This window comes from Anaerolineae bacterium (genome assembly GCA_013178015.1).
Taxonomy (GTDB): Bacteria; Chloroflexota; Anaerolineae; order DRVO01; family DRVO01; genus Ch71.
Genome location: JABLXR010000021.1, coordinates 1 through 18,614 on the forward strand (window position 1 = coordinate 1; position 18,614 = coordinate 18,614).

General features: G+C 66.9%; 15 protein-coding genes. 8 read left to right on the forward strand and 7 right to left on the reverse strand.

Translation table 11 applies throughout. The annotated features are described in order from the left end of the window. Positions 1–57 precede the first annotated feature (57 nt). A complete protein-coding gene (locus HPY83_09565) occupies positions 58–996 on the forward strand; it encodes a sugar phosphate isomerase/epimerase (GenBank protein NPV08191.1) in 939 nt (312 codons plus the stop codon). 84 nt (positions 997–1,080) lie between these two features. Here the strand turns inward: HPY83_09565 and HPY83_09570 are convergent, their stop codons facing one another. The 3 genes from HPY83_09570 to HPY83_09580 form a co-directional block, all read right to left on the reverse strand. Continuing rightward, entirely contained in the window at positions 1,081–2,190 is a 1,110-nt protein-coding gene (locus tag HPY83_09570; GenBank protein NPV08192.1) for an NAD(P)-binding domain-containing protein, read from the reverse strand. A 104-nt stretch (positions 2,191–2,294) separates the two neighbouring features. Next, on the reverse strand, positions 2,295–4,001 hold the full coding sequence (locus HPY83_09575) for a methionine synthase (protein ID NPV08193.1): 1,707 nt from the start codon (positions 3,999–4,001) through the stop codon (positions 2,295–2,297). 483 nt (positions 4,002–4,484) lie between these two features. Then, a complete protein-coding gene (locus tag HPY83_09580; GenBank protein ID NPV08194.1) occupies positions 4,485–5,228 on the reverse strand; it encodes an MBL fold metallo-hydrolase in 744 nt (247 codons plus the stop codon). 352 nt (positions 5,229–5,580) lie between these two features. Here HPY83_09580 and HPY83_09585 point away from each other — a divergent pair, with 352 nt between their 5' ends. Further along, positions 5,581–6,984, forward strand: a complete 1,404-nt coding sequence (locus HPY83_09585; protein ID NPV08195.1) for an MATE family efflux transporter — start codon at positions 5,581–5,583, stop codon at positions 6,982–6,984. Positions 6,985–6,989: 5 nt separating this feature from the next. Next, complete coding sequence (locus tag HPY83_09590; GenBank protein ID NPV08196.1) at positions 6,990–7,463, forward strand: NUDIX domain-containing protein; 474 nt, start codon at positions 6,990–6,992, stop codon at positions 7,461–7,463. A 133-nt stretch (positions 7,464–7,596) separates the two neighbouring features. Here HPY83_09590 and HPY83_09595 read toward each other — a convergent pair whose 3' ends face one another. Beyond that, positions 7,597–8,676, reverse strand: a complete 1,080-nt coding sequence (locus HPY83_09595; protein ID NPV08197.1) for a hypothetical protein — start codon at positions 8,674–8,676, stop codon at positions 7,597–7,599. A 173-nt stretch (positions 8,677–8,849) separates the two neighbouring features. Here HPY83_09595 and HPY83_09600 point away from each other — a divergent pair, with 173 nt between their 5' ends. After that, positions 8,850–10,109: an MFS transporter gene (locus tag HPY83_09600; GenBank protein ID NPV08198.1), complete on the forward strand. Its 1,260-nt coding sequence runs from the start codon at positions 8,850–8,852 to the stop codon at positions 10,107–10,109. 157 nt (positions 10,110–10,266) lie between these two features. Here HPY83_09600 and HPY83_09605 read toward each other — a convergent pair whose 3' ends face one another. From HPY83_09605 to HPY83_09615, 3 genes are all read right to left on the reverse strand, one after another. Continuing rightward, positions 10,267–10,569, reverse strand: a complete 303-nt coding sequence (locus HPY83_09605; protein NPV08199.1) for a nucleotidyltransferase domain-containing protein — start codon at positions 10,567–10,569, stop codon at positions 10,267–10,269. 109 nt (positions 10,570–10,678) lie between these two features. Next, positions 10,679–12,064 (reverse strand): sulfatase-like hydrolase/transferase, encoded by a 1,386-nt coding sequence (locus HPY83_09610; protein NPV08200.1) that lies wholly within the window; start codon positions 12,062–12,064, stop codon positions 10,679–10,681. A 209-nt stretch (positions 12,065–12,273) separates the two neighbouring features. Further along, the gene (locus tag HPY83_09615) at positions 12,274–14,187 is read right to left on the reverse strand and encodes a DUF3604 domain-containing protein (protein ID NPV08201.1); all 1,914 of its coding nucleotides are present in this window, start codon (positions 14,185–14,187) and stop codon (positions 12,274–12,276) included. A gap of 168 nt (positions 14,188–14,355) precedes the next feature. Between HPY83_09615 and HPY83_09620 the strand changes: the two genes are divergently transcribed. The 4 genes from HPY83_09620 to HPY83_09635 all read left to right on the forward strand — a co-directional run bounded on the left by HPY83_09620 (position 14,356) and on the right by HPY83_09635 (position 18,419). Beyond that, positions 14,356–16,071 (forward strand): fused MFS/spermidine synthase, encoded by a 1,716-nt coding sequence (locus HPY83_09620; protein ID NPV08202.1) that lies wholly within the window; start codon positions 14,356–14,358, stop codon positions 16,069–16,071. A 49-nt stretch (positions 16,072–16,120) separates the two neighbouring features. Next, positions 16,121–16,732, forward strand: coding sequence for a DNA ligase (locus HPY83_09625; protein ID NPV08203.1), 612 nt, complete (start codon positions 16,121–16,123; stop codon positions 16,730–16,732). Between the two features lie 216 nt (positions 16,733–16,948). Beyond that, positions 16,949–17,110: a DUF1328 domain-containing protein gene (locus HPY83_09630; GenBank protein NPV08204.1), complete on the forward strand. Its 162-nt coding sequence runs from the start codon at positions 16,949–16,951 to the stop codon at positions 17,108–17,110. A gap of 331 nt (positions 17,111–17,441) precedes the next feature. Next, positions 17,442–18,419: a Gfo/Idh/MocA family oxidoreductase gene (locus tag HPY83_09635; GenBank protein ID NPV08205.1), complete on the forward strand. Its 978-nt coding sequence runs from the start codon at positions 17,442–17,444 to the stop codon at positions 18,417–18,419. Positions 18,420–18,614 lie beyond the last annotated feature (195 nt).

The window sequence follows — 18,614 nt, forward strand, 5'->3', positions numbered from 1 at the left end:
TATCACGCATCACGTATCACGCATCACGACCCACTAGCGTCGGCTAAGGAGCACGGTATGGACATAGGCATGTCGCTGTTCGACCTGAACTACGAGCAGCTGGGCAGGGCTCTCTCGATCATCGCCGATTCGGGCGTCAGGGCCATCGAGGTAAGCTTCATCCCCTTCACCGCCACCGACGAGCAGCTGCGGCACCTTTCGCGCCGCTACGCTAATGCCGGCGCCCCCTGGCGCTCCATACACGCCCAGTTCGGAGAGGACGGCGACCTGGGGTCCACCATCGAGAGCTTGCGCCGGCACGGCGTCGAGGTCCACAAGGACCTCATCCGACGGGCGCACGTGGTGGACGCCCCCTACATAGTCGTGCATCCTGGGAGAGGTGTGCGGGACCTGACTCGCATTCCGGCGCAAGAGGTGAGCACCCGGCGCAGCCTGGAGGAGCTGGTGCCCCTGGCAGAAGAGGCCGGGGTGGTGCTGGCGCTGGAGAACATGCTGCCGCACCATTCTTACGAGCAGTCGGAGCGGATGCGGGCCCTGGTGGAGGAGTTCGACTCACCAGCACTTAGGACCTGCTTCGACAGCGGCCACGCTCACGTGGGCGAGGGAGTGCCGCACGTGGTGCAGGCTCTGGGGGAGACCATCGTGACCGTGCATCTGGCCGACAATGACACTTCCGGGGACCTGCACCTGCAACCGCCCTACGGCACCATCAACTGGGCTCAGGTCTTCCGAGGCCTGGCGGACGCCGGCTTCCAGGGGCCGATGACGGTGGAGACCCGCCCCTGGGGCGCCTCCAGACCTAGCCGCTTGGTTCTGGAGCTGCAGGCCCTGCACCACACGTCCACGGGCATAGAGGGTGCTCTGCCCCAGATTCGGCGCGACAATGGCACGGGCGCATGGCTGCGCTGCCCGCTGTGTGGGCACTACACGGTGGAGACACGCGAAGGCCTCTCCTGTGCCTGCGGTGAGGACAAGTTGGACTACCGGCAGATATAGGGCCCGGCGAGGCCTATCCGATCAAGGCGCGGGACACCTGGGGCGCATTCACGGCATCTCGCCTTCCCGTGGGCCCTCGCTCGTCTACTCCGGCCGCACGCCCTCGTTCACGAAGGCGGTTAGCTCTCCCACAGTCAGGTTCTCTAGGCCCAGCCTGTCCAGGGTGCGGCCGCGGCGCCAGTAGTCGGTGTGGTGGATCACCGACGCCAGCCGGATGATGGCGTCCATCATGCCGACGGCCACCCCGTAGCGCTGCCCCAGAGCGGCGATGGGCACCAGGCTCATGGGCACATCCTCGGTGATATAGCGATGGTTGAGGGATGAGGGTCCCTTGATGCCGTAGTACCCGGGCTGGTTGTGGATGGCCTCGTAGAGGTCGTCGCCCCGGGCGTCATAGGCCATCTGCAGCCACTCCTGAGCCGTCTGCGCCCGCACTCCTAGCGCCGCCGCTACCGTCACCCTCTCCCGGTCCAGGACGTCGAGGACGCGCGCCACCGAAGGGCTGGCGCCGTCTATGTAGAACTGGAAGTCCCCATGGGTGGCCTCGATCCAGCCGGCATTCAGGATGGTGAGGGCAGGGTGGAAGATGGCACCCATGTTGTCCAGACTGGTCTTGAGAACGTTGCCGCCGTCTATGAACTGGGGGTAAGCAGGGCGCAGGGCCTCCAGCACTCTCTGGGTGCGAGTGGCCGGGAGGGCCGCCAGGGGCACGGCCTCCTTGATACGGAAGATGCGGGCCTGAGCCGGGCCCTCGCTGCGGCTGGCGTAGATGAGGGTGGCGGCCTCGGCCACGGTGACGTCCTTCTGGCAGCCGGAGTCGCGCAGCATCTTCTCGAACTCGATGGCGCCGCAAGTGCGGCCCGGATTGAGCACCACCACCTGACCGTCGGCCAGATGAGGGGCGGCCTGGGTGGCGATCTCCCGGTGAGCCGTGGAAGGAGTGGCCACCATCACCACTTCGGCACCGTCGAGGGCCTCGGCGTAGTCCGAGGTCACGCCGGCCAGGCGGCCGAAACCCCCGCGTTCGCCGCCGTTGATCACCAGGTCTATCCCTCCCCGTTGGCGGATGGCGGCTACGCGCTCGGGGGTGCGGTTGAACAGGGTCGTAGGAAAGCCCATGAGGGCCAGGTGGGCGGCCATGGCTTTGCCCCCGTGGCCGGCTCCCAGAACGGTGAATCTGGTGTTGTTGCCCATGTTGAGTGCTGCTCCTTGTTTGGTGGTCCCCCACGAGTCCTGTCCTCACGCGAAGCCGCCAAGCTGCGCTCGTTGGGCGTCTTCGCGTGAGTTCTGCGGCGCTCTCAGCGACGACTGTCACCTCCGGCAGCGGCGGACCGGCGAGCCCGCTTCGCCCGTACGCGCACCGGCAGCAGATCCGCCAGACGCTCGCGCTCCCGGAGGGGCTGGCCCGATTCCGGGTGCACGGCCACGCAGGCGCCCCGCTCGTCTATGCGGCTGACGATGCGGCCGCAGGCATAGAGGTTGTTCTTCAGGTGGGGCGCATCCAGGATGCCCGCGGTCACCGCCCGCGTCAGTACCGCAGCGTCCGCCAGCGGGTCCCGCACCTCGGCAGCAGCCAGGGCCTTGATGGCCTCTAGAGTCACCCTCGCCTCCGCCACCAACTCCTCCTTGCGCTCGCGGACGCGGGGGTCCACGGTCATGTCGGGCTGGCCGCGGACGGCATTCTCAACTGCCCGGCGGGTGACCTTGCTAGCGGCGATGACGTCTTCGGCGGTGGCGGCGTGGTGAGCCTCCGTGTGCCCCACCACGTGGACGATGTGCGGGTTCACCGCCATCTGCAGGTAGGTTGCGGCACCGAGGTGGCCTCGAGCCGCCTCGTCATCCAGGGGGTGGCTGAGCAGGCCCACGCGAGTCTGCCGCCAGATGCGGAAGTCCGGTCCGGCCAGGGGCTCGATGATCTCCAGGCAGGCCAAGGCTTTGGCCAGGTCCATGGTGTCGGAGACGCCGGGCGGGCTGTTGAACATGAGCTGGGCGACGTAGTCCCGCACCCCGTAGGCCTTGGCGTTGTAGGCGGAGAGGTAGGCGGACACCACGTAGATCACGTCGGGGGCATCGCGCATGCCCCAGTGGTGGGGCTCGTTGAGCTCCACCGGAATGCCCCGCTCGCCGTACCAGGCGATCAGCTTCTGGTGCTCGTGGACCGACTGCTCCAGGCTGTGGGGCCCGCGTCCGTCCATGGCGTTGAACCAGTAGAGGGGCACGGCGGGCCAAGCGATGTTGATGGTATCCACGTACATCTCGGCCAGCCGGATGAGGTCGTCGGTGCCGGAGTAGGTGCGCATGAGGGGGTAGTTGCCCCGGCGCGAGGCCCGGTACAGGGCTCGGTAGTCGTCCGCACTGCGTACAGGCACGCCGCCGGCCCCGGCCCGGCCCGGGTCCTGGCGCTCGGGGTGGAAGAAATTGGCTTGTGCGTCCTGGTCTGTGCCCAGGGAGATGACATCCAGGGTGCGCGATTCGGCGATCTTCTCTATCCCCTCGACCGTCTCCTGCATGGTGGGCAGGCCGAAGTGATGCCGCAGTAAGGGGTAGGGCGCCTTCCAGGCGATGCGCTCCAGGAGCGTGTGAGGGAAGTCCTCCTCCAGGGTGGGCAGGCGACTACCCCGCACGTAGGCGAGCACCTCGTCCAGCGTCTGAGAGCCATCGAAGACCGCATCGAAGAAGTCGCCCAAAGCCCGAGCCTGGTCGGCCACGGGCGGCGTACCGCCGAAGGCGAAGCGCACGCCCCGCCCCCGCAGATCGGCCCCCGCCTCGGCCAGCTGCCGCAACAGCCTCTCGCCCGTCTCTGGGGTGAGCCGGTAGGAGACGCCCACCAGATCGGCGGCTTCGGCCCGAGCCACTTCGATGACCCGCTCCACGGGCACGGCTGGGCCCAGGAACACGGTCCGCCAGCCGGCCTGCTCGGCCAGCCGCAGGAAGTTCACCACACCGGCGACGTGGACGCACTCGCCCAGGGCCGCACCCACAACTACCTTCTGCTTTTCGTTCATGGTCTACACTCCACTAACTGAGATATGGCGAACACTCGGCGTCACAATCGAACCGGATCGGGGAAGGCAAGATGCCTCTGGCCCGAAGCCTGAGCCGGCCCAGCCGGGGCACGGCCAGATGCGGGGACCCTGGGGACGCTCTTCGGGCCCTGAGGCTCAATGGCGGGGCCACTTCCCCCGTTCTTCCGGCTGCCTACGAGGTTAGCTGACGGGTTCGGGCTGGAAGAGCTGCCCTACGCGCCTGCTCGGCGGGGATGGCACTTCCATCCCCGTACCTAAGCGCGACTCACCCCGGCTGGTTGGATCCCCCGCCTCCCACTCGGGAGTTCGGCGCCGGTAGTATACCACGAGCAGAGCCGCCGCGCGCGGCAAGTACCGCCGCCGGGGCAGCCCAGGTTGTGCCGAACCGGGCGGGGCCAGACCCCATCTTCGTGCAGACCGCGATAGCCCGTCACCCGGAGGGACAGGCCCTACATCCGCGACCTAATGGTAGCTCTCCGGCACCAGCAGCCGATCCATCCGGGCCAAGGCCGCCTGAAGGTGCCGGTACCCTTCCCTGAGGGCGGGCATGGTGTGGCCGGGCAGGAAGACTTCCACGTCCAGGGCGGCCAGGCGGCGCACCGTCTCCAGGTGGGCTTGCAGGTCGCAGTCGGGGATGTTCTGCAGCAGGATCTTCCCCCCGGCGAATACGTTGTCCCCCCCGAACAGGTGCAGCTTGCCATCGCGCCGGAAGGTGAAGGCGCAGTGGCCGGCGCAGTGACCGGGCGTCTCCAGCAGCTCGAAGGTGACGTCTCCCACCGTCAGGGCCTCACCGTCCTCCAGCACGCGGTCCACCGGGCAAGCGCGGAAGACGTAGTCGGGGTCGTAGAGGCCGGCGCGCTTGGCGGCGCCCATGCTGATCATCTCTTCGTCCCCCCGGCGCAGGGCCTCGGCCGTGTGGGACGTGGCCACCACCTGCACGCCCAGCCTCTCGTAGAAGTCCGCCGCCCCGCCGCTGTGGTCGGCGTGCTTGTGGGTGACGAGCAGGTGAGTCACCGCCTCCGGATCCAGTCCGTCGCCCCGCAGGTGACGCAAGATCAGGTCGGTGCCCTCGCCACCCACGCCGGCGTCCACCAGGGCAATGGGCCCGTCGCAGTCCACGGCGTAGACGGTGCAGTCGCTGCGGTGAGACAGGAACAGACCATTGGCGCCGCTTCCCACCAGGTACACACGATCGGTCAGGCGCATTAGGAGCCTCCTCGGGAACCTCATCTGCTCGCATTATACAGAGCTTTTGCCTGCCGGGAGCGCCCGGATCGCACCGCGGCGGGAACACCGAGGAGAACCGGGTAGAGCAGAGGCTCGCAGGGGGCTGGTGAGGAACTGGAGCAGATGTCCTTCCCTATCTGTCCTCTGCGATCTCCGCGGTCTCGGCGGTGAATCCCCCGTTCGGCTTTCCTACGCTAAGTATTGGATGTACAATACACTGAACTAGCGCCTCGCCGGTGACTTCCTGGTGAGCGTCTGGGGGCACGTCCGTGGCCCGGCCGCCATCACCAGCCAGCCCCCGCGCATCGGGCCTCATCTCGGGAGAGAGACAGTGACTTCCGAAGCAGAGATCATTGCTCCGGCCCGGCCGGCACGCGCCCGTCGAGCGGTGACCATCCCTCTGGACGACAAGTCCGTCGGCTCTGCCGTCAACAAGCTGGCCTGGCCCATCATTCTGGAGAACCTCTTCCAGACCGCCCTGGGAACCACCAACATGCTCATGGTCTCCCGGCTGGGGGCGGCCTCGGTGGCCGGCATTGGCAGCGCCACCCAGCTCCTCATGGTGATGCAGGCCGCCTTCGGAGCCATCACCACCGGCACCACCGTCATGGTGGCGCGGGCCGTCGGGGGCGGCGACTACCAGATGGCCAGCCGGGTGGCCAAGCAGTCGGTCAGCCTGGGGGTGATGGTCTCGGCCCTTATCGCCCTGGCGGGCCTGTTCTTCTCCGACCTGGCCGTTCGGGCCATGGGCACTGAGCCCGAGGTAGCCGCCCTGGGAGGCGCCTACCTGAGGGTGGTCACGGCTGCCTCTCTGGTGATGGTGATGATGTTCGTCGTGGGCGCTGCTCTGCGTGGAGCGGGCGACACGCGCACACCGATGAAGGTAACCGGCCTCATCAACCTCATCAACGTGGGTGTATCGTACGTTCTCATCTTCGGCAAGCTCGGCTTCCCCGCCCTGGGAGTAGTGGGTTCAGCCTGGGGTGCCACTGTGGCCCGCACCGTGGGTACAGCTATCCTCATGACGGTGCTCATTCGGGGCCGCGGGCCGGTGAGTATCCGCGGACGAGACGGGTGGCGGCCGGACCTCGGGATAGTGTCGCGGCTCTGGCACCTCGGCTTCCCCACCATGGTGGAGCAGTTCCTGCTCCGGGGCGGGGCGCTGCTCTACGGCGTCATCGCCATCAGCCTAGGGACAGTGGTGTACGCCACCCAGCGCATCACCTTCCAGGTGATATCCTTCTCCTTCATGCCGGGCATGGGGTTCGCCATGGCCGCCACTACCATGGTTGGTCAGTGCCTGGGTGCGGGCCGGCCCGACTTGGCGGAGCGTTCCTCTTGGTATGCAGTTCGGGTGGCCCTGGCGATCATGCTGGCGGCGGCCGTCGCCATGTCGGTGCTGGGTCGGTCCATCATGGCCCTCTTTACCGATGACCCCGAGATGATCGCCATCGGCTCCCAGGCACTGATTGTTATCGCCATGTCCCAGCCGTTCCAGGCTCTGGGGCAGGTGCTGGCCGGCAGCCTGCGGGGCGCAGGCGACACCCGATTCCCCATGATCGCCACTTTCACCGGCATCTGGCTCATCCGCCTGCCTCTGGGCTACCTGTTCGGGGTCATACTGGGTTGGGGACTGTCCGGAATCTACATTGCCAACGTACTGGACGCCGCCGGCAGGGCCACGGTGAACTACCTCCGCTACCGCACCGGGCGGTGGCGCAGTATCAGAGTCTGAATTCCATGAGCACTCCGGAAGCCCGCCGCGATGCGGAGCCGCACCTCTACACCGTCGCCGTCGAGGGCGCCGTGTTCCACCGAGGCCGCTATCTCTTTGTGGTACGCTCCCGTCGAGACCGGGTCTACCCCGGCGTCCTCACCCTCCCGGGCGGCAAGGTGGAGATCGAGGCCGAGGGCGAGTCCGTCCTGGAGCGAAGCGTCCGGCGCGAGGTGAGTGAAGAAGCCGGCGTGGAGGTGGAGGACGACGTCCACTACGTCGAAAGTAAGACCTTCCGCCTGGACGATGGGCGCCACGTGCTGGACGCGGTTTTCCTCTGCCGCTATCGGGCCGGCGTCGCCCGCCCCGATGCCCGAGAGACGGAAGCGGTGGTCTGGCTCTCTCCCGAGGAGCTCGCCCGGCGGCCGGACGCCCAAGACTGGCTCATCCGCAGCGTGGCCCTGGCCGAGGTCAAGCGCCGCGCCCTAGGCTGGCAGTAACCCAGAAGAGGGGGAGAGGGGGAGACAGGGAGACAGGGAGACGGGGAGGCGTGAGCAGCGTCTCCGTGTCTCCGCGTCTCCCCCTCTCCCCGTCTCCCCCTCTCCGCGTCTCCGCGTCTCCCCTGTCAGTCGTTCACGCTCGGTCGGCGCGGCCGTCCCACCAGAAGGTGCGGAAGCGCTCCAGAGCCTCGCATACGGCATCTACGTTTTCTGGCGGTGTGGGCGGGTAGATGCCGCAGATGAACTCCAGCCCCCCGGCCGGTGAACCCAGCTTCCGCACTTCCTCCTCGATGAGCTCGTGGATCTCCTGCCTCGTCCCCCAGGGCACTACGCTCTGTCGGTCCACATCCAGCCGGATGCACATGCGGCCCTTGACCTCGCGGGCCAGGTCATCAATCCCGTTGAGCAGGTCCTGAGGATTGATTATGTCCACTCCGGCCTTCACGAACTCGTCCATGAAGTCCATAATGTAGCCGTCGCTGTGGAGGGCGACTATGGCTCCTGCGTCGTGGATCAGGTCGATCAGGGTCTTGTAGGCGGGGGTAACATAGCGGCCGAATTTGGCCGGGCTAATGAGAGTGGCCTTCTGGGTACCTAGGTCGTCGCCGAAGTTCATCACGTCTATGCCCAGGCTCAGCCACTGCCGCAGGTAGCGCTGGTTCTGTTCCAGCAGCACGTCAATGAGCTTCTGCAGTCGGGGATCATCGGTGGCCACGTCCACCATGAAGTTCTCGAAGCCCCGCAGGTAGTAGAGACGCATGAAGAGGAACCCGTGAGGCAAGCTGCCTGCTGCCACCTTGCCGGCCGCTCTGGCCTCATCGACCTGCCGCCGGGCACCCTCCCAGTCCGCCGGACCTCGGTCCCACCGAACGAGGGGATCGGGCGGGGCGAACATCTCCAGCGCTTCCCAGTCGGCCAGGGGAGCGTTGATGACCACCCCTTCGATGCCGTCCATGTCGGTGCGCCAGATGCAGCCCCAGGCGTCGGTGAAGTCCTCGCCCGCACGGTGCCCGGGCCCGAAGTCGTAATTCTCGTAGTCTATCTGCCCCACCTGGAAATCGGGGAAGAGGGTCGGGTGCCGGGCCAGGACCTCCTCCAGCTCTCGGCCCAGCTGTACACGGGAGGCACCGGAGATAGAGACGGCCATAGGTATCCATTCCGGGCCCTGGAAGCGGGCGTTGCGCAGGTAGTTTTCACGTTCGGTGAGCGCCACGTTCCTCTCCTCGTGGGACTACAGGGATGCGCCCCGATTGTCTGCCGGGAGCCTCGGGCTGTCCAGCGAAGGCGAGGCATCCCGGTGCGGCTGGCCAGCCCCTCCCTATGTGCTGTACCCTGGCTACTGCCCGGCGCGGCCCCGACCGTCCGCCGCAGCGCAGGGGATGCCCAATGACAGCCACCCACCGCAAGCGCATAGTGTGGACCCTTGCCCTCTGCACGTCGCTGGCCCTCTTCGGCGATGCCACTCTGTACGCGGTGCTGCCCGCCCAGTACGGCCTCCTGGCTGTGAGCACGGCTCAGGTAGGCTGGCTCCTCAGCGTGAACCGCCTCGTCCGGCTCCCCCTCAACCTGGTGAGCGGCTGGCTGGCCGATCGGCTGGGGTGTAGGGGCCCGTACGTGATCGGCGTGGCCGTCGGGGCTCTGTCCACCGCTGCCTATGGCCTCCTGCGGGGGTTCTGGCCCCTCTTGATCTCGCGCGCCCTCTGGGGCTTGGCCTGGTCTCTGCTCACCGTGGCCGCCTATGGGATGATTCTAGATGCCAGCCGGGCGGACGATCGGGGGCGTCTCACCAGCATCTACGCCTCCTACTCCTACTTCGGCGGGTCGGTGGGCATGCTGCTGGGCGGCTTCCTGGTGGACTGGCTGCAGCTTCCCCGCGCCATGGTGGCGCTCAGCCTCTTCAGTGCCATCGGGGTGATGGGCGCGCTCACCCTGCCTCAGACGCCGCCGGCGCCCCGGAGGACCGTCGAGCCGGAGCGTCCCTCCCTGGGGGCGGCCGTCCGCGCCTCCTGGCAGGGGATGGTGGGCGCCGACCTGCGCCTCTGGGTTATCGCCGCGTTGAACTTCGCCCATCGCTTCTTCTTCGCCGGGGTGTTCTACTCCACGTTCGGGCTCTACCTCCGGCAAGCCGTGGGGGAAGAGGCTCACCTGGGCGCCTGGGTTATCGGTGTCGCTTCCCTCACCAGCCTCCTTCTGTTCGCCCGCAACGTCACCACCATCGTCACCTCCCCGGCCTTGGGACATCTGAGCGACAGGTTGGGGGATCGAGTGCGCGTCCTGGTACTGGGCGAGGTGCTGGGAGTAGCCGGGCTGGCCGCCTTCGCCGGCAGCACCGCGCCCGCCTACATCGGGGCGGGAGTGCTGCTGGCCGCGGTGGCGTATGGGGTAGTGCCGCCGCTACTGGTGGCCTGGCTGGGCGACCTGACCCGAGCCGGATCCCGCGGGCGACACGTGGGTGGTTACCAGACCGCAGGGGACCTCGGGTCCGGCCTCGGCCCCCTGGCGGCCTACGCCTTCCTGCCTCTGCTGGGCATTCGGTGGGTGTACGGACTCAGCGCCGCCTTCCTGGCTCTGACCGTCCCTCTCATCCTGTGGGCCAGAACCAGGGCCGCCCAGGCAGAGAAGCCCCTTGTTTCAGAGCCTGCGTGACCCGGTCAGGCGATCCCGTGGTAAGAGGGTCCGGGGGCTGAAGCCCCCGGCTACCTAGGCGAAGCCCGCCTTCGCGGGCTGACCGACCGGGTCGGCAGTGCCCACGAGACGGAGGCAGACCTAGAGCTGACGGAGCAAGTGACGATGACGGCATCGGTCATACGGGGTAAGCCCTGCCCGTCTCGCGAAACGCTGCCAGGATCTCTTTCCGCTCCTCATTCAGCTTCTGATAGAGCGAGAGCGTCAGCATCTCGAATTCGGGTACGCCGGTGGGGTCGGCGCAATAGAGGAGGCGACCGGCGCTGATGATCTCCTTCTGGAACACGGTCGAGACCTCACGGGCGTTCAGCAGATCCACCGGTCTGCGGAGGGCGTCTTCCAGCGCCAAATGAGAGGGGGTCAGCATCAGCGAGGGCTGCTGCCGGGACTGGTCAGGAGGTAACAGAACCGCGATGTCCACGTCGCTGTCGGGTCACTCATCCCGCGTCCCGTAAGTCCCAAATGGGCCGGCGAAGCGGCCGGAGAGGGCCGTGGCACCGGCCATCAAACGGCAGCGGCGCCTTGCTGCCCTACTTCGCCTCAGGCCCCCACCACTCCCGCCTCGGCAGAAGCCTGCGACCGTCGCTGAACCCGTCCCCGCGCTCGGCCAGCACTTGCACCAGACGCTCCCGCCAGCGCGCCACCTCATCTGCGTGACCGGGGTCCCCTGCCAGGTTCCTCAGCTCCTGCCGGTCGCTCTCCAAGTCGAAGAACTGCTCCTCGTCGGTGGCCGGGAACCAGATGTACTTGCGCTTGCCGTCGGTCAGGTAGTGCATGGCCGGCTCCAGGGCGTAGCAGGGGGAGTGCTCGCCGTGCAGGAACTCCCGCCAGGGCTCCCCGCGGGCCGCTGCCAGGGCGCTGCGGCCGGTCATCCCGGGAGGCGGTTCCACCTCGGCTACCTCTAGGATGGTGGGCATGACATCCTGCAGGCCCACCACCCGATCGCAGGTGCCCGTGGGCCCCTCGTATCCCTGGGGGTAGCCTATGACGAAGGGGATGCGAGCCGAGCCCTCGTAGGCGTAGGTCTTACGGTGGAGGTGATGGTCGCCGAGCATGTCCCCGTGATCGGCGGTGTAGACGAACAGCGTGTCCTGGGCGAGGCGACTACGGCGCCACTCCTCCAGCATGTAGCCGAACTGGAAGTCGATGTGAGTGATCAGCCCCATGTAGCCGATGCGCCCCCTCCGGGTCTGCTCCGGAGTAAGCCGACCGTGCCAAGCCGTCACAGGCAGGCCAGGCCCTGCCACGTCATACCTTTCTGCCCAGTCCCCCACAGGCACCGGCGGCTGCTCCCGATCGGCGTACATGTCCCAGATGGCCCCCGGCGGGTCGTAAGGCGAGTGAGGGGCGTGGTGAGAGACCCACAGGAAGAACGGTCGGGTGGGGTCTCGGCGGCGGAGCATGTCCATGGCCACCTCGGTGGTCCAGTTGGTGCGATGGTACTGCTCCTCCTTGTCCCAAGGCCGCGCCGTCCACCCGTTGGCGTCCACTCCATGGGAGCGCTCGTGAGCCCAGGGCCCCAGACGAGCCCTCAGCCATTCCCGATGGTCCAGTTCGCCTGGCGAGACCTCGTGGAAGCCGTAGAGCTTGCGGACTGGGTGCAGGTTGCGGAAGCCCACGTTGAAGCAGTGGTAACCGTTGTCGGCCAGGACGTGGGCCAGCGTGTTGGGCTCGTGCCACTCGGTGGCGGAGTAGCCCACCAGCCCGCAGTGGTAGTTGCCCTTGCCCGACAGCAGGATGCGCCGGGCCCCGGTGGTGGACGGGATCTCAGAGTAGGCGTTGGGGAAGTAGAGCCCGTGTTGCACCAGGCTATCCAGGTTGGGCGTCTCCACCAAGGGGTGCCCGGCCAGGCCGAAGAAGTCGCCCCGCTGCTGGTCGGTGGTGAACAGAACGATGTTGGGTCTCTTCACAGACATGAGATGCTCATCTCCTCAGGGCCTCGACCGAGGTCGGGGCTAGGGGGCCTGACGGCCGGATGTCCGCCTGCGCGGACACCGGTGCTGGTGAGCAGCTTGCCTCGGCACAGGCCGACGCTCGGCGGCAAGGCCCTACAGCCTCGAATTCCATTCGAGGGCCTGCTGCTCGAGTGCGTTGGCGTCGTCACCGACTTCGGTACCCTTCAGGGTCATGACACCCACACCGGGCTAGACCAGGCCTGGTGCCGGTCCGGCTGGCGCACGCGCACGTAGTAGTAGCTCACCGGCTCAGCGTTGGTCTCCTGCCCTCCCTTGGGCTCGCGATCGTTCCACTCCAGCCAGTGCTCGTACCCAGTGGCTCCCACCGAGTGGACCACCGAGCCGTTCCGGATCACGTCCACCTCGAAGTCGGGCACTGTCCCCACCACGTGAGCCGAGACCCGGACCTCGTCGGCCTCGATCTCGCTCCCCATGAACGCTCCGTTGACTTCCATGCGAAGCAGGATGCGCGCTCCCGTGGTGGCGTAGCAGCGCCGATCGTGGAGAGCGTCCCACAGGGCCTCACGGGTGAGCTCGGGGACGTACACCCCCGCCAGCCCACCTCCCTCGCCGAAGAAATGGGGCGGCCGGCCAGGCTGCCCGAAGTGGGTGTCGGTGCCTCCCACGAACCCCAGCCGGTGCCCCATCGCCAGAGCTGCCCGCACACTGTGCGGCCCCGACGCCTCCGAGATGCCCCAGGCAGAACAGATCTCCACCAGGCGCTGGAATTTGTCGTTGCGGAAGCTCCAGTCGGTGGGTCCGCAGAACTTGGGGTGGTGGGGGATGGTGAGAGCACGGTAGCCTTCCTCATCCAGGCGCCCCCACAGCTCGTCCGGCGTCAGCCCGTCCTGTCCCCTGATGTAGATGCCACTGTCCCCCCGGTAGTAGACGTTCTTGTGCCCATAGCGGCCTACCCCGCACTCGAAGGACACCAGGGTGACGAACTCGCCCGGGGCGTAGTAGCGGTTGCTCTTGGCCACGTCATCCGCCCACAGGGCGTGCAGTGCCTCATGCCGCTCGGTCTCCCAGTCGGGGAGATTGTCGAAGTCCATCCGCCCACCGTAGTGGTTGGCCGGGGCGCAGAAGTCCAGCCGCTCCACTTCCCGCGCCCAGGTGTAGTATTCGTCCAGAGTGCCGGTGCCGATGCTGACGTAGACTTGACCGTGGAGGTCGCCGAAAAGGATGCGCTGCCCTGGGTCGCAGAAGCCTACCCCGATCGGGTTGCTGCGGCCCGACAGCGCCTTCTGCCGATCGAAGGCGCGAATGATCGCCACGCCGGCCTCCCGGGCCTTGGCGGGAATGCGCTTCTGCGAGCCATCCTGCGGGAGAAGATCAACCTTGTCCGACACCTCCTCCATCGGCCCGGAGGTCTCCAGTTCCACCTGGCCCTGGTACCTCGCCGCCAGGTTCGCTCCGTACTGGTCTATAGCCTGGACCGTCAGCGGGAACCGCTCCCCTGGCTGAACGGTAGCGGGGGCGATGGCTCGCAGGGCCGCCGCCCCCGCCCCGGTGACGGTTACCGTCGGAGGGGGTGACACCGGCAGGTAGACGCCGTCACCGTTGAAGTCTATCCCCATAGCCAGGGGCGAGTCCTGAGCGAACCAGGGGCACCGCAGTTGAGAGCCGTCCTCGGTGCCGATGTAGATGCGCACCTGTCGACCTGGGGGGACCTCACCCTCCACCAGCACCGCGTCCAGCACCTGGAACCGGGTGCAGTCCGACACCGATAGCTCAAACCGCGTCCCCTGGCCCCCCTCCACCCGAGCCCAGGCAGAGTAGCCCGGATTGACCACCCCTGCGGGAACCAGAATCTGGCGGCCGCCATGCAGGGGCCGGCCCAGGTGAGGCGTCCACCCCGCCGGAATCTCGATGGCCAGGTGGCTGCCGGGGCGCAAGGGCTCGTCGCCCGCCGCGTACGTGACCACCCAGTGATGGCCGCTGTAGGCCTCGGCCACCGAGGGTTCGATAGAAGCCGAGCCCGGCGCCGCCGGCGAGGTGCGCCAGAGGCTATTCTGCACGTACCACTCGTTCTGGGTCCAGGACCGAGGTCGGCCCTGCCCAGCGTGCTGAGCTCCGGATGCCATGCTCATCCTCCACGACGTAGGGGGATAGAACGCTGATGACGCTGATAGGCCGCAGATTCGCGCCGATCTGCCTCTTAATATCCTCCCCCTCGATCGGCGTCAATCAGCGCAGCATCAGCGTCATCAGCGTTCCGCTCGCTCTGGCTCGGACCGAGCCCGGAGGGTAGAATGTCAGCACTGGGACCGGTGCGCGGCGCCCAGGTCGGACGAGCCGTCCGTCTATCGTGTCGGATGAGTGCCATGAGTGCCGAGAGCACCTCGATCCAGGCCCCGACCACTCCTGCCCCTGGGGAAGCCGCCCCTACTCGCGCCCGCGCCGAGGCCAGACCTTGGATCTGGCGGCCCAACCTGCTCGTCTTCCTCTCCAATGCCTGCGTGATGATCCTGGAGCTGGTGGCAGGCCGCATCATCGCACCCTACGTGGGCGTCTCTCTGTACACCTGGACCAGCGTCATCGGGGTGATCTTGGCCGGCATCAGTCTGGGCAACTACCTGGGCGGCCGCCTGGCGGACCGCTGGGCCTCCCTCCGCCTGCTGGGCGGGGTCTACCTCCTGGGTGGGCTCTCGTCCTTCATCATCCTCACCGTGGATCTGATGGCGGACTGGGTGCCCTATCAGTGGTCCATCGTCTGGCGCATCTTGGCCCTGACCGCTGCTCTCTTCGTGCTTCCCAGCGCCGTGCTCGGCTGCATCTCGCCCATAGTGGCCAAGCTGGCGGTGCAGGACCTGGCCCGTACCGGCCGTACGGTGGGCATGATCTATGCCTCCGGGGCGGCGGGCAGCATCGTGGGTACTTTCGCCACCGGCTTCTTTCTCATCTCCTGGTTCGGCACCTATGCCATCGTCCTGGGTGTAGCAGTGGTGCTTCTGGGCCTGGGCTTCGCCCTGCTCCTGACGGGAAAACCCCGGGCGCTGGGCGCCTCATTCATGGGATCGCTAGCCCTGGCCGGGGTGATCTGGTGGCCCACCCACTCGCTCTCCCCTTGCACCCTGGAGACCGACTACTTCTGCATCAAAGTGCGGGAGGAGAATCGCCACGGCGATATCGTCCGGCTTCTCATCCTCGACCGACTGGTCCACAGCTACTCCTCCCTCTCCGATCCCACCAGGCTGGTGTACGGCTACGAGCAGGTATACGCCGAGGCCACTCAGTACCAGGCCCAGAGGAACGCCACGCTCAGCGCCCTCTTCATCGGAGGCGGCGGCTACACCTTTCCCCGCTACATGGAGAACGTGTACCCCGGCAGCCGGCTGGACGTCATCGAGATAGACCCGGCCGTCACCCGAGTCGCCTACGAGTACATGGGCCTGCCCGCCGATTCCACCGTCACCAGCTTCAACCAGGACGCCCGCCTGTTCCTGGAGCGTGAGCCCGACCACCACTACAACCTGATCATGGGCGACGCCTTCAACGACTACTCGGTGCCCTACCACCTCACCACGCACGAGTTCAACCAGAGGGTGCGCGCCTGGCTGGCTGACCACGGGCTGTACCTGGTGAACATCATTGACGGAGCCGGCGGCGATTTCCTTCGCGCCTACACCCACACCCTGAGGCAGAGCTTCGAGCACGTCTACGTCATCCCCACCACCGAGAACTGGCGCTGGTCGGTGCGCACCACCTACGTGCTGGTGGCGGGGCGCCACCCCCTGGATCTCGAAGCCTTCAAGGACATAGACGGCGGCGATGGCAGCGCCCTCCTGGCCCACCGTGTCCTTAGCCAGGAAGAGCTGGATGAGGTGCTGGCCGGCGGGCGCACCATCACCCTCACGGACCGGTACGCGCCGGTGGACCAGCTTCTCGCCGCCGTGGTGAGGGATGAGTTGCCCGAAGGAGTGCAGCCACCCACCCCTACACCCGAGTTCTGGGACCAATTGCCCTGACCAGGGGGCCCCGGCGCGTCTGCCCGATGGGCCCAGGGAGGAGAGTGCCATGAGCCAGGCCGATGCACTCAAGACCTATCGTGAGAAGCGCGACTTCTCCCGCACTCCTGAGCCAGCCGGAGAGGCACGTCCGGCCGGCGAGAAGCCCATCTTCGTGGTGCAGAAGCATGCCGCCTCCACCCTGCACTACGACTTCCGTCTCGAGGTGGCCGGAGTGCTCAAGTCCTGGGCGGTGCCCAAGGGTCCTTCGCCCAACCCCAAGGACAAGCGCCTGGCCGTCCCCACCGAGGACCACCCTATGGAGTATGCCGATTTCGAGGGCAACATTCCTCAGGGCGAATACGGGGGTGGCACCGTTATCGTGTGGGATATGGGCACCTATCGCAACCTGGCCCGCGACGACGACCGCCCGGTCCCGATGGAAGAGGCACTGGAGCGGGGTCGCGTCAGCGTCTGGCTGGAGGGGCATAAGCTCCGGGGAGGCTATGCCCTCATCCGCACCGGCAAGGGTGAGGACGCCCGCTGGCTCCTCATCAAGATGGATGACGACGAGGCCGATCCGGGGCGTGACCTGGTTCGGGACCGGCCGGAATCCGTCCTCAGCGGCCGCACCGTCGAGGAGGTCGCCGCCCAGGCTGAGGACGAGTCCGAGCCAGAATAGCGGTGGAGCCGCGCCGCCGATGCACCCCTAGGGGTGCCACAGCAACCGTGCGGCACTGGCAATGGTGCGCGCTGATTGGCATGTGCTCCTCAAGCGTCGCGTCCATTCAGCCCCAGCCCTCGAATGCGCTTGCATCCCCATCGGGCAGCGATGATAATACCCGCGTGTATGCTCTACTCGACGGTCCATCTACCCTGTTAGCTTGAGGAGGCTGTAATGTTACGGTGGGCTCTGATCTTCCTCGTCATCGCGCTGATTCTCGCCCTACTCGGTTTTACCACCATTGCCGGGGCCGCCATCGAGATCGCGAAGATACTCTTCTACCTCTTCTTGGCCATCTTCGTGATCACTCTCATCTTGGGGCTGTTCCGCCGCTAGACACCTTCATCTCCGTAGAGGGACAGGAGTATGCTCTTGTCCCTCCGGCCTTCCTTCTCGGGCCGGGCGGCCTATGCCGGCAGGAGACAGAGGGAAGGCTGGCGGCTGAAGGCACCTGCTGAGGGCCCGCGGCCGGGTACCAGGCCCCTTCCCCTCGAGCGTCCTCCCTGGGCAGGCACGGTGGCCTGCCCCTACCAGGTCGCGGGTATCGTTCACGGGCGGACCACTACGTCCGCCCTGTGGACACCTCCTCGCTGGGTGGTAGAATGCCGGCCAGTCACGCCGGGGCGCCCTACACGCACGCCCCGAGCGGGGGGGAGGTTCCACGAGAATGGACACCGTGAAAGTGGGCTTCATCGGCCTTGGCGGCATGGGCCAGCATCACCTGCAATCCCTACGCAGCATCCCCGAGGCGCGGGTGGTAGCCGTCTGCGACATCAACCCCGAACTGGCCACCTCAGTAGGGACCGAGTACCGAGCCCGCTCCTACACCGACCATCACGAACTGCTCGACAAGGAAGAGCTGGATGCCCTTTACGTGGTGATCCCGCCCTTCGCCCACACCGACGCTGAGCTGATCGCCGCCCGCAAAGGCATACACCTATTCGTGGAGAAGCCCGTCGCCTTGAGTCTGGACAAGGCGAGGGAGATATGGCAAGCCTGCCGCAGCGCCGGCATCATCACCAGCGTCGGCTACACCCTGCGGTACTTCGGCTACGCCACTCGGTTGCGCCGCTTCCTGGCCGATCGGACTGTGGCCATGATAGTCATCAACCGCTGGGGCGGGATGGCCGACCTGCCCTGGTGGCGCCAGATGAACCGCTCCGGCGGGCAGCTGGTGGAGCAGACCACCCATCAGGTGGACATGGTCCGCTACGTCACCGGCAAAGAGATCACCTCGGTGTACGCCGATTACGCCCTCCGCGTCATGGGAGACTGGGAGTACGTGGACATACCGGACGTCTATTCCGTGGCCATGAGGCTGGAGGACGGTACCCCAGTGAGCCTGACCACTTCCTGCCAGATGCACAAGGGCGGCGGCGACTCCAGCATGCACTTCCTGCTCGACGGCAGCCGGATCGAGCTCAGGGGAGCCAGGCTACGCACCCTGCCCGAAGAGAACCCCGACTTGGACGGCGAGCACGGACAGGAGGTCAACGTAGATCGCGCCTTCGTGGACGCCATCTTGCAGAAGGACCCGTCCCTCGTGCGCAGCCCTTACGACGACGCCATGAAGACCCTGGCCGTCACCCTGGCGGCCAACGAGTCGGCCCGTAAGGGCATACCAGTAAGGCCGAGCCTGAGCTAGCACGGCGGGCTTGGCCCGGGGCATCTTACCGCAGAGAGCGCCGAGACCGCTGGAAAGACGCAAAGACAAGGTACGAAGACGCGGAGCCGGCTAACCGACAGTGGGTAACGTGCTCGCCCACGGGCCTCTCAGGCGTCCTCGACCTACGTTTTCCTTCTCTCCGCCTCAGCGGTCTCCGCGCGCTCCGCGGTGGAA

Coding starts and splice junctions, on each gene's coding strand:
- HPY83_09565 (NPV08191.1), top strand. CDS start 58: ATGGACATAGGCATGTCGCTGTTCGACCTGAACTACGAGCAGCTGGGC.
- HPY83_09570 (NPV08192.1), bottom strand. CDS start 2,190: ATGGGCAACAACACCAGATTCACCGTTCTGGGAGCCGGCCACGGGGGC.
- HPY83_09575 (NPV08193.1), bottom strand. CDS start 4,001: ATGAACGAAAAGCAGAAGGTAGTTGTGGGTGCGGCCCTGGGCGAGTGC.
- HPY83_09580 (NPV08194.1), bottom strand. CDS start 5,228: ATGCGCCTGACCGATCGTGTGTACCTGGTGGGAAGCGGCGCCAATGGT.
- HPY83_09590 (NPV08196.1), top strand. CDS start 6,990: ATGAGCACTCCGGAAGCCCGCCGCGATGCGGAGCCGCACCTCTACACC.
- HPY83_09600 (NPV08198.1), top strand. CDS start 8,850: ATGACAGCCACCCACCGCAAGCGCATAGTGTGGACCCTTGCCCTCTGC.
- HPY83_09610 (NPV08200.1), bottom strand. CDS start 12,064: ATGTCTGTGAAGAGACCCAACATCGTTCTGTTCACCACCGACCAGCAG.
- HPY83_09615 (NPV08201.1), bottom strand. CDS start 14,187: ATGGCATCCGGAGCTCAGCACGCTGGGCAGGGCCGACCTCGGTCCTGG.
- HPY83_09620 (NPV08202.1), top strand. CDS start 14,356: ATGTCAGCACTGGGACCGGTGCGCGGCGCCCAGGTCGGACGAGCCGTC.
- HPY83_09625 (NPV08203.1), top strand. CDS start 16,121: ATGAGCCAGGCCGATGCACTCAAGACCTATCGTGAGAAGCGCGACTTC.
- HPY83_09630 (NPV08204.1), top strand. CDS start 16,949: ATGTTACGGTGGGCTCTGATCTTCCTCGTCATCGCGCTGATTCTCGCC.
- HPY83_09635 (NPV08205.1), top strand. CDS start 17,442: ATGGACACCGTGAAAGTGGGCTTCATCGGCCTTGGCGGCATGGGCCAG.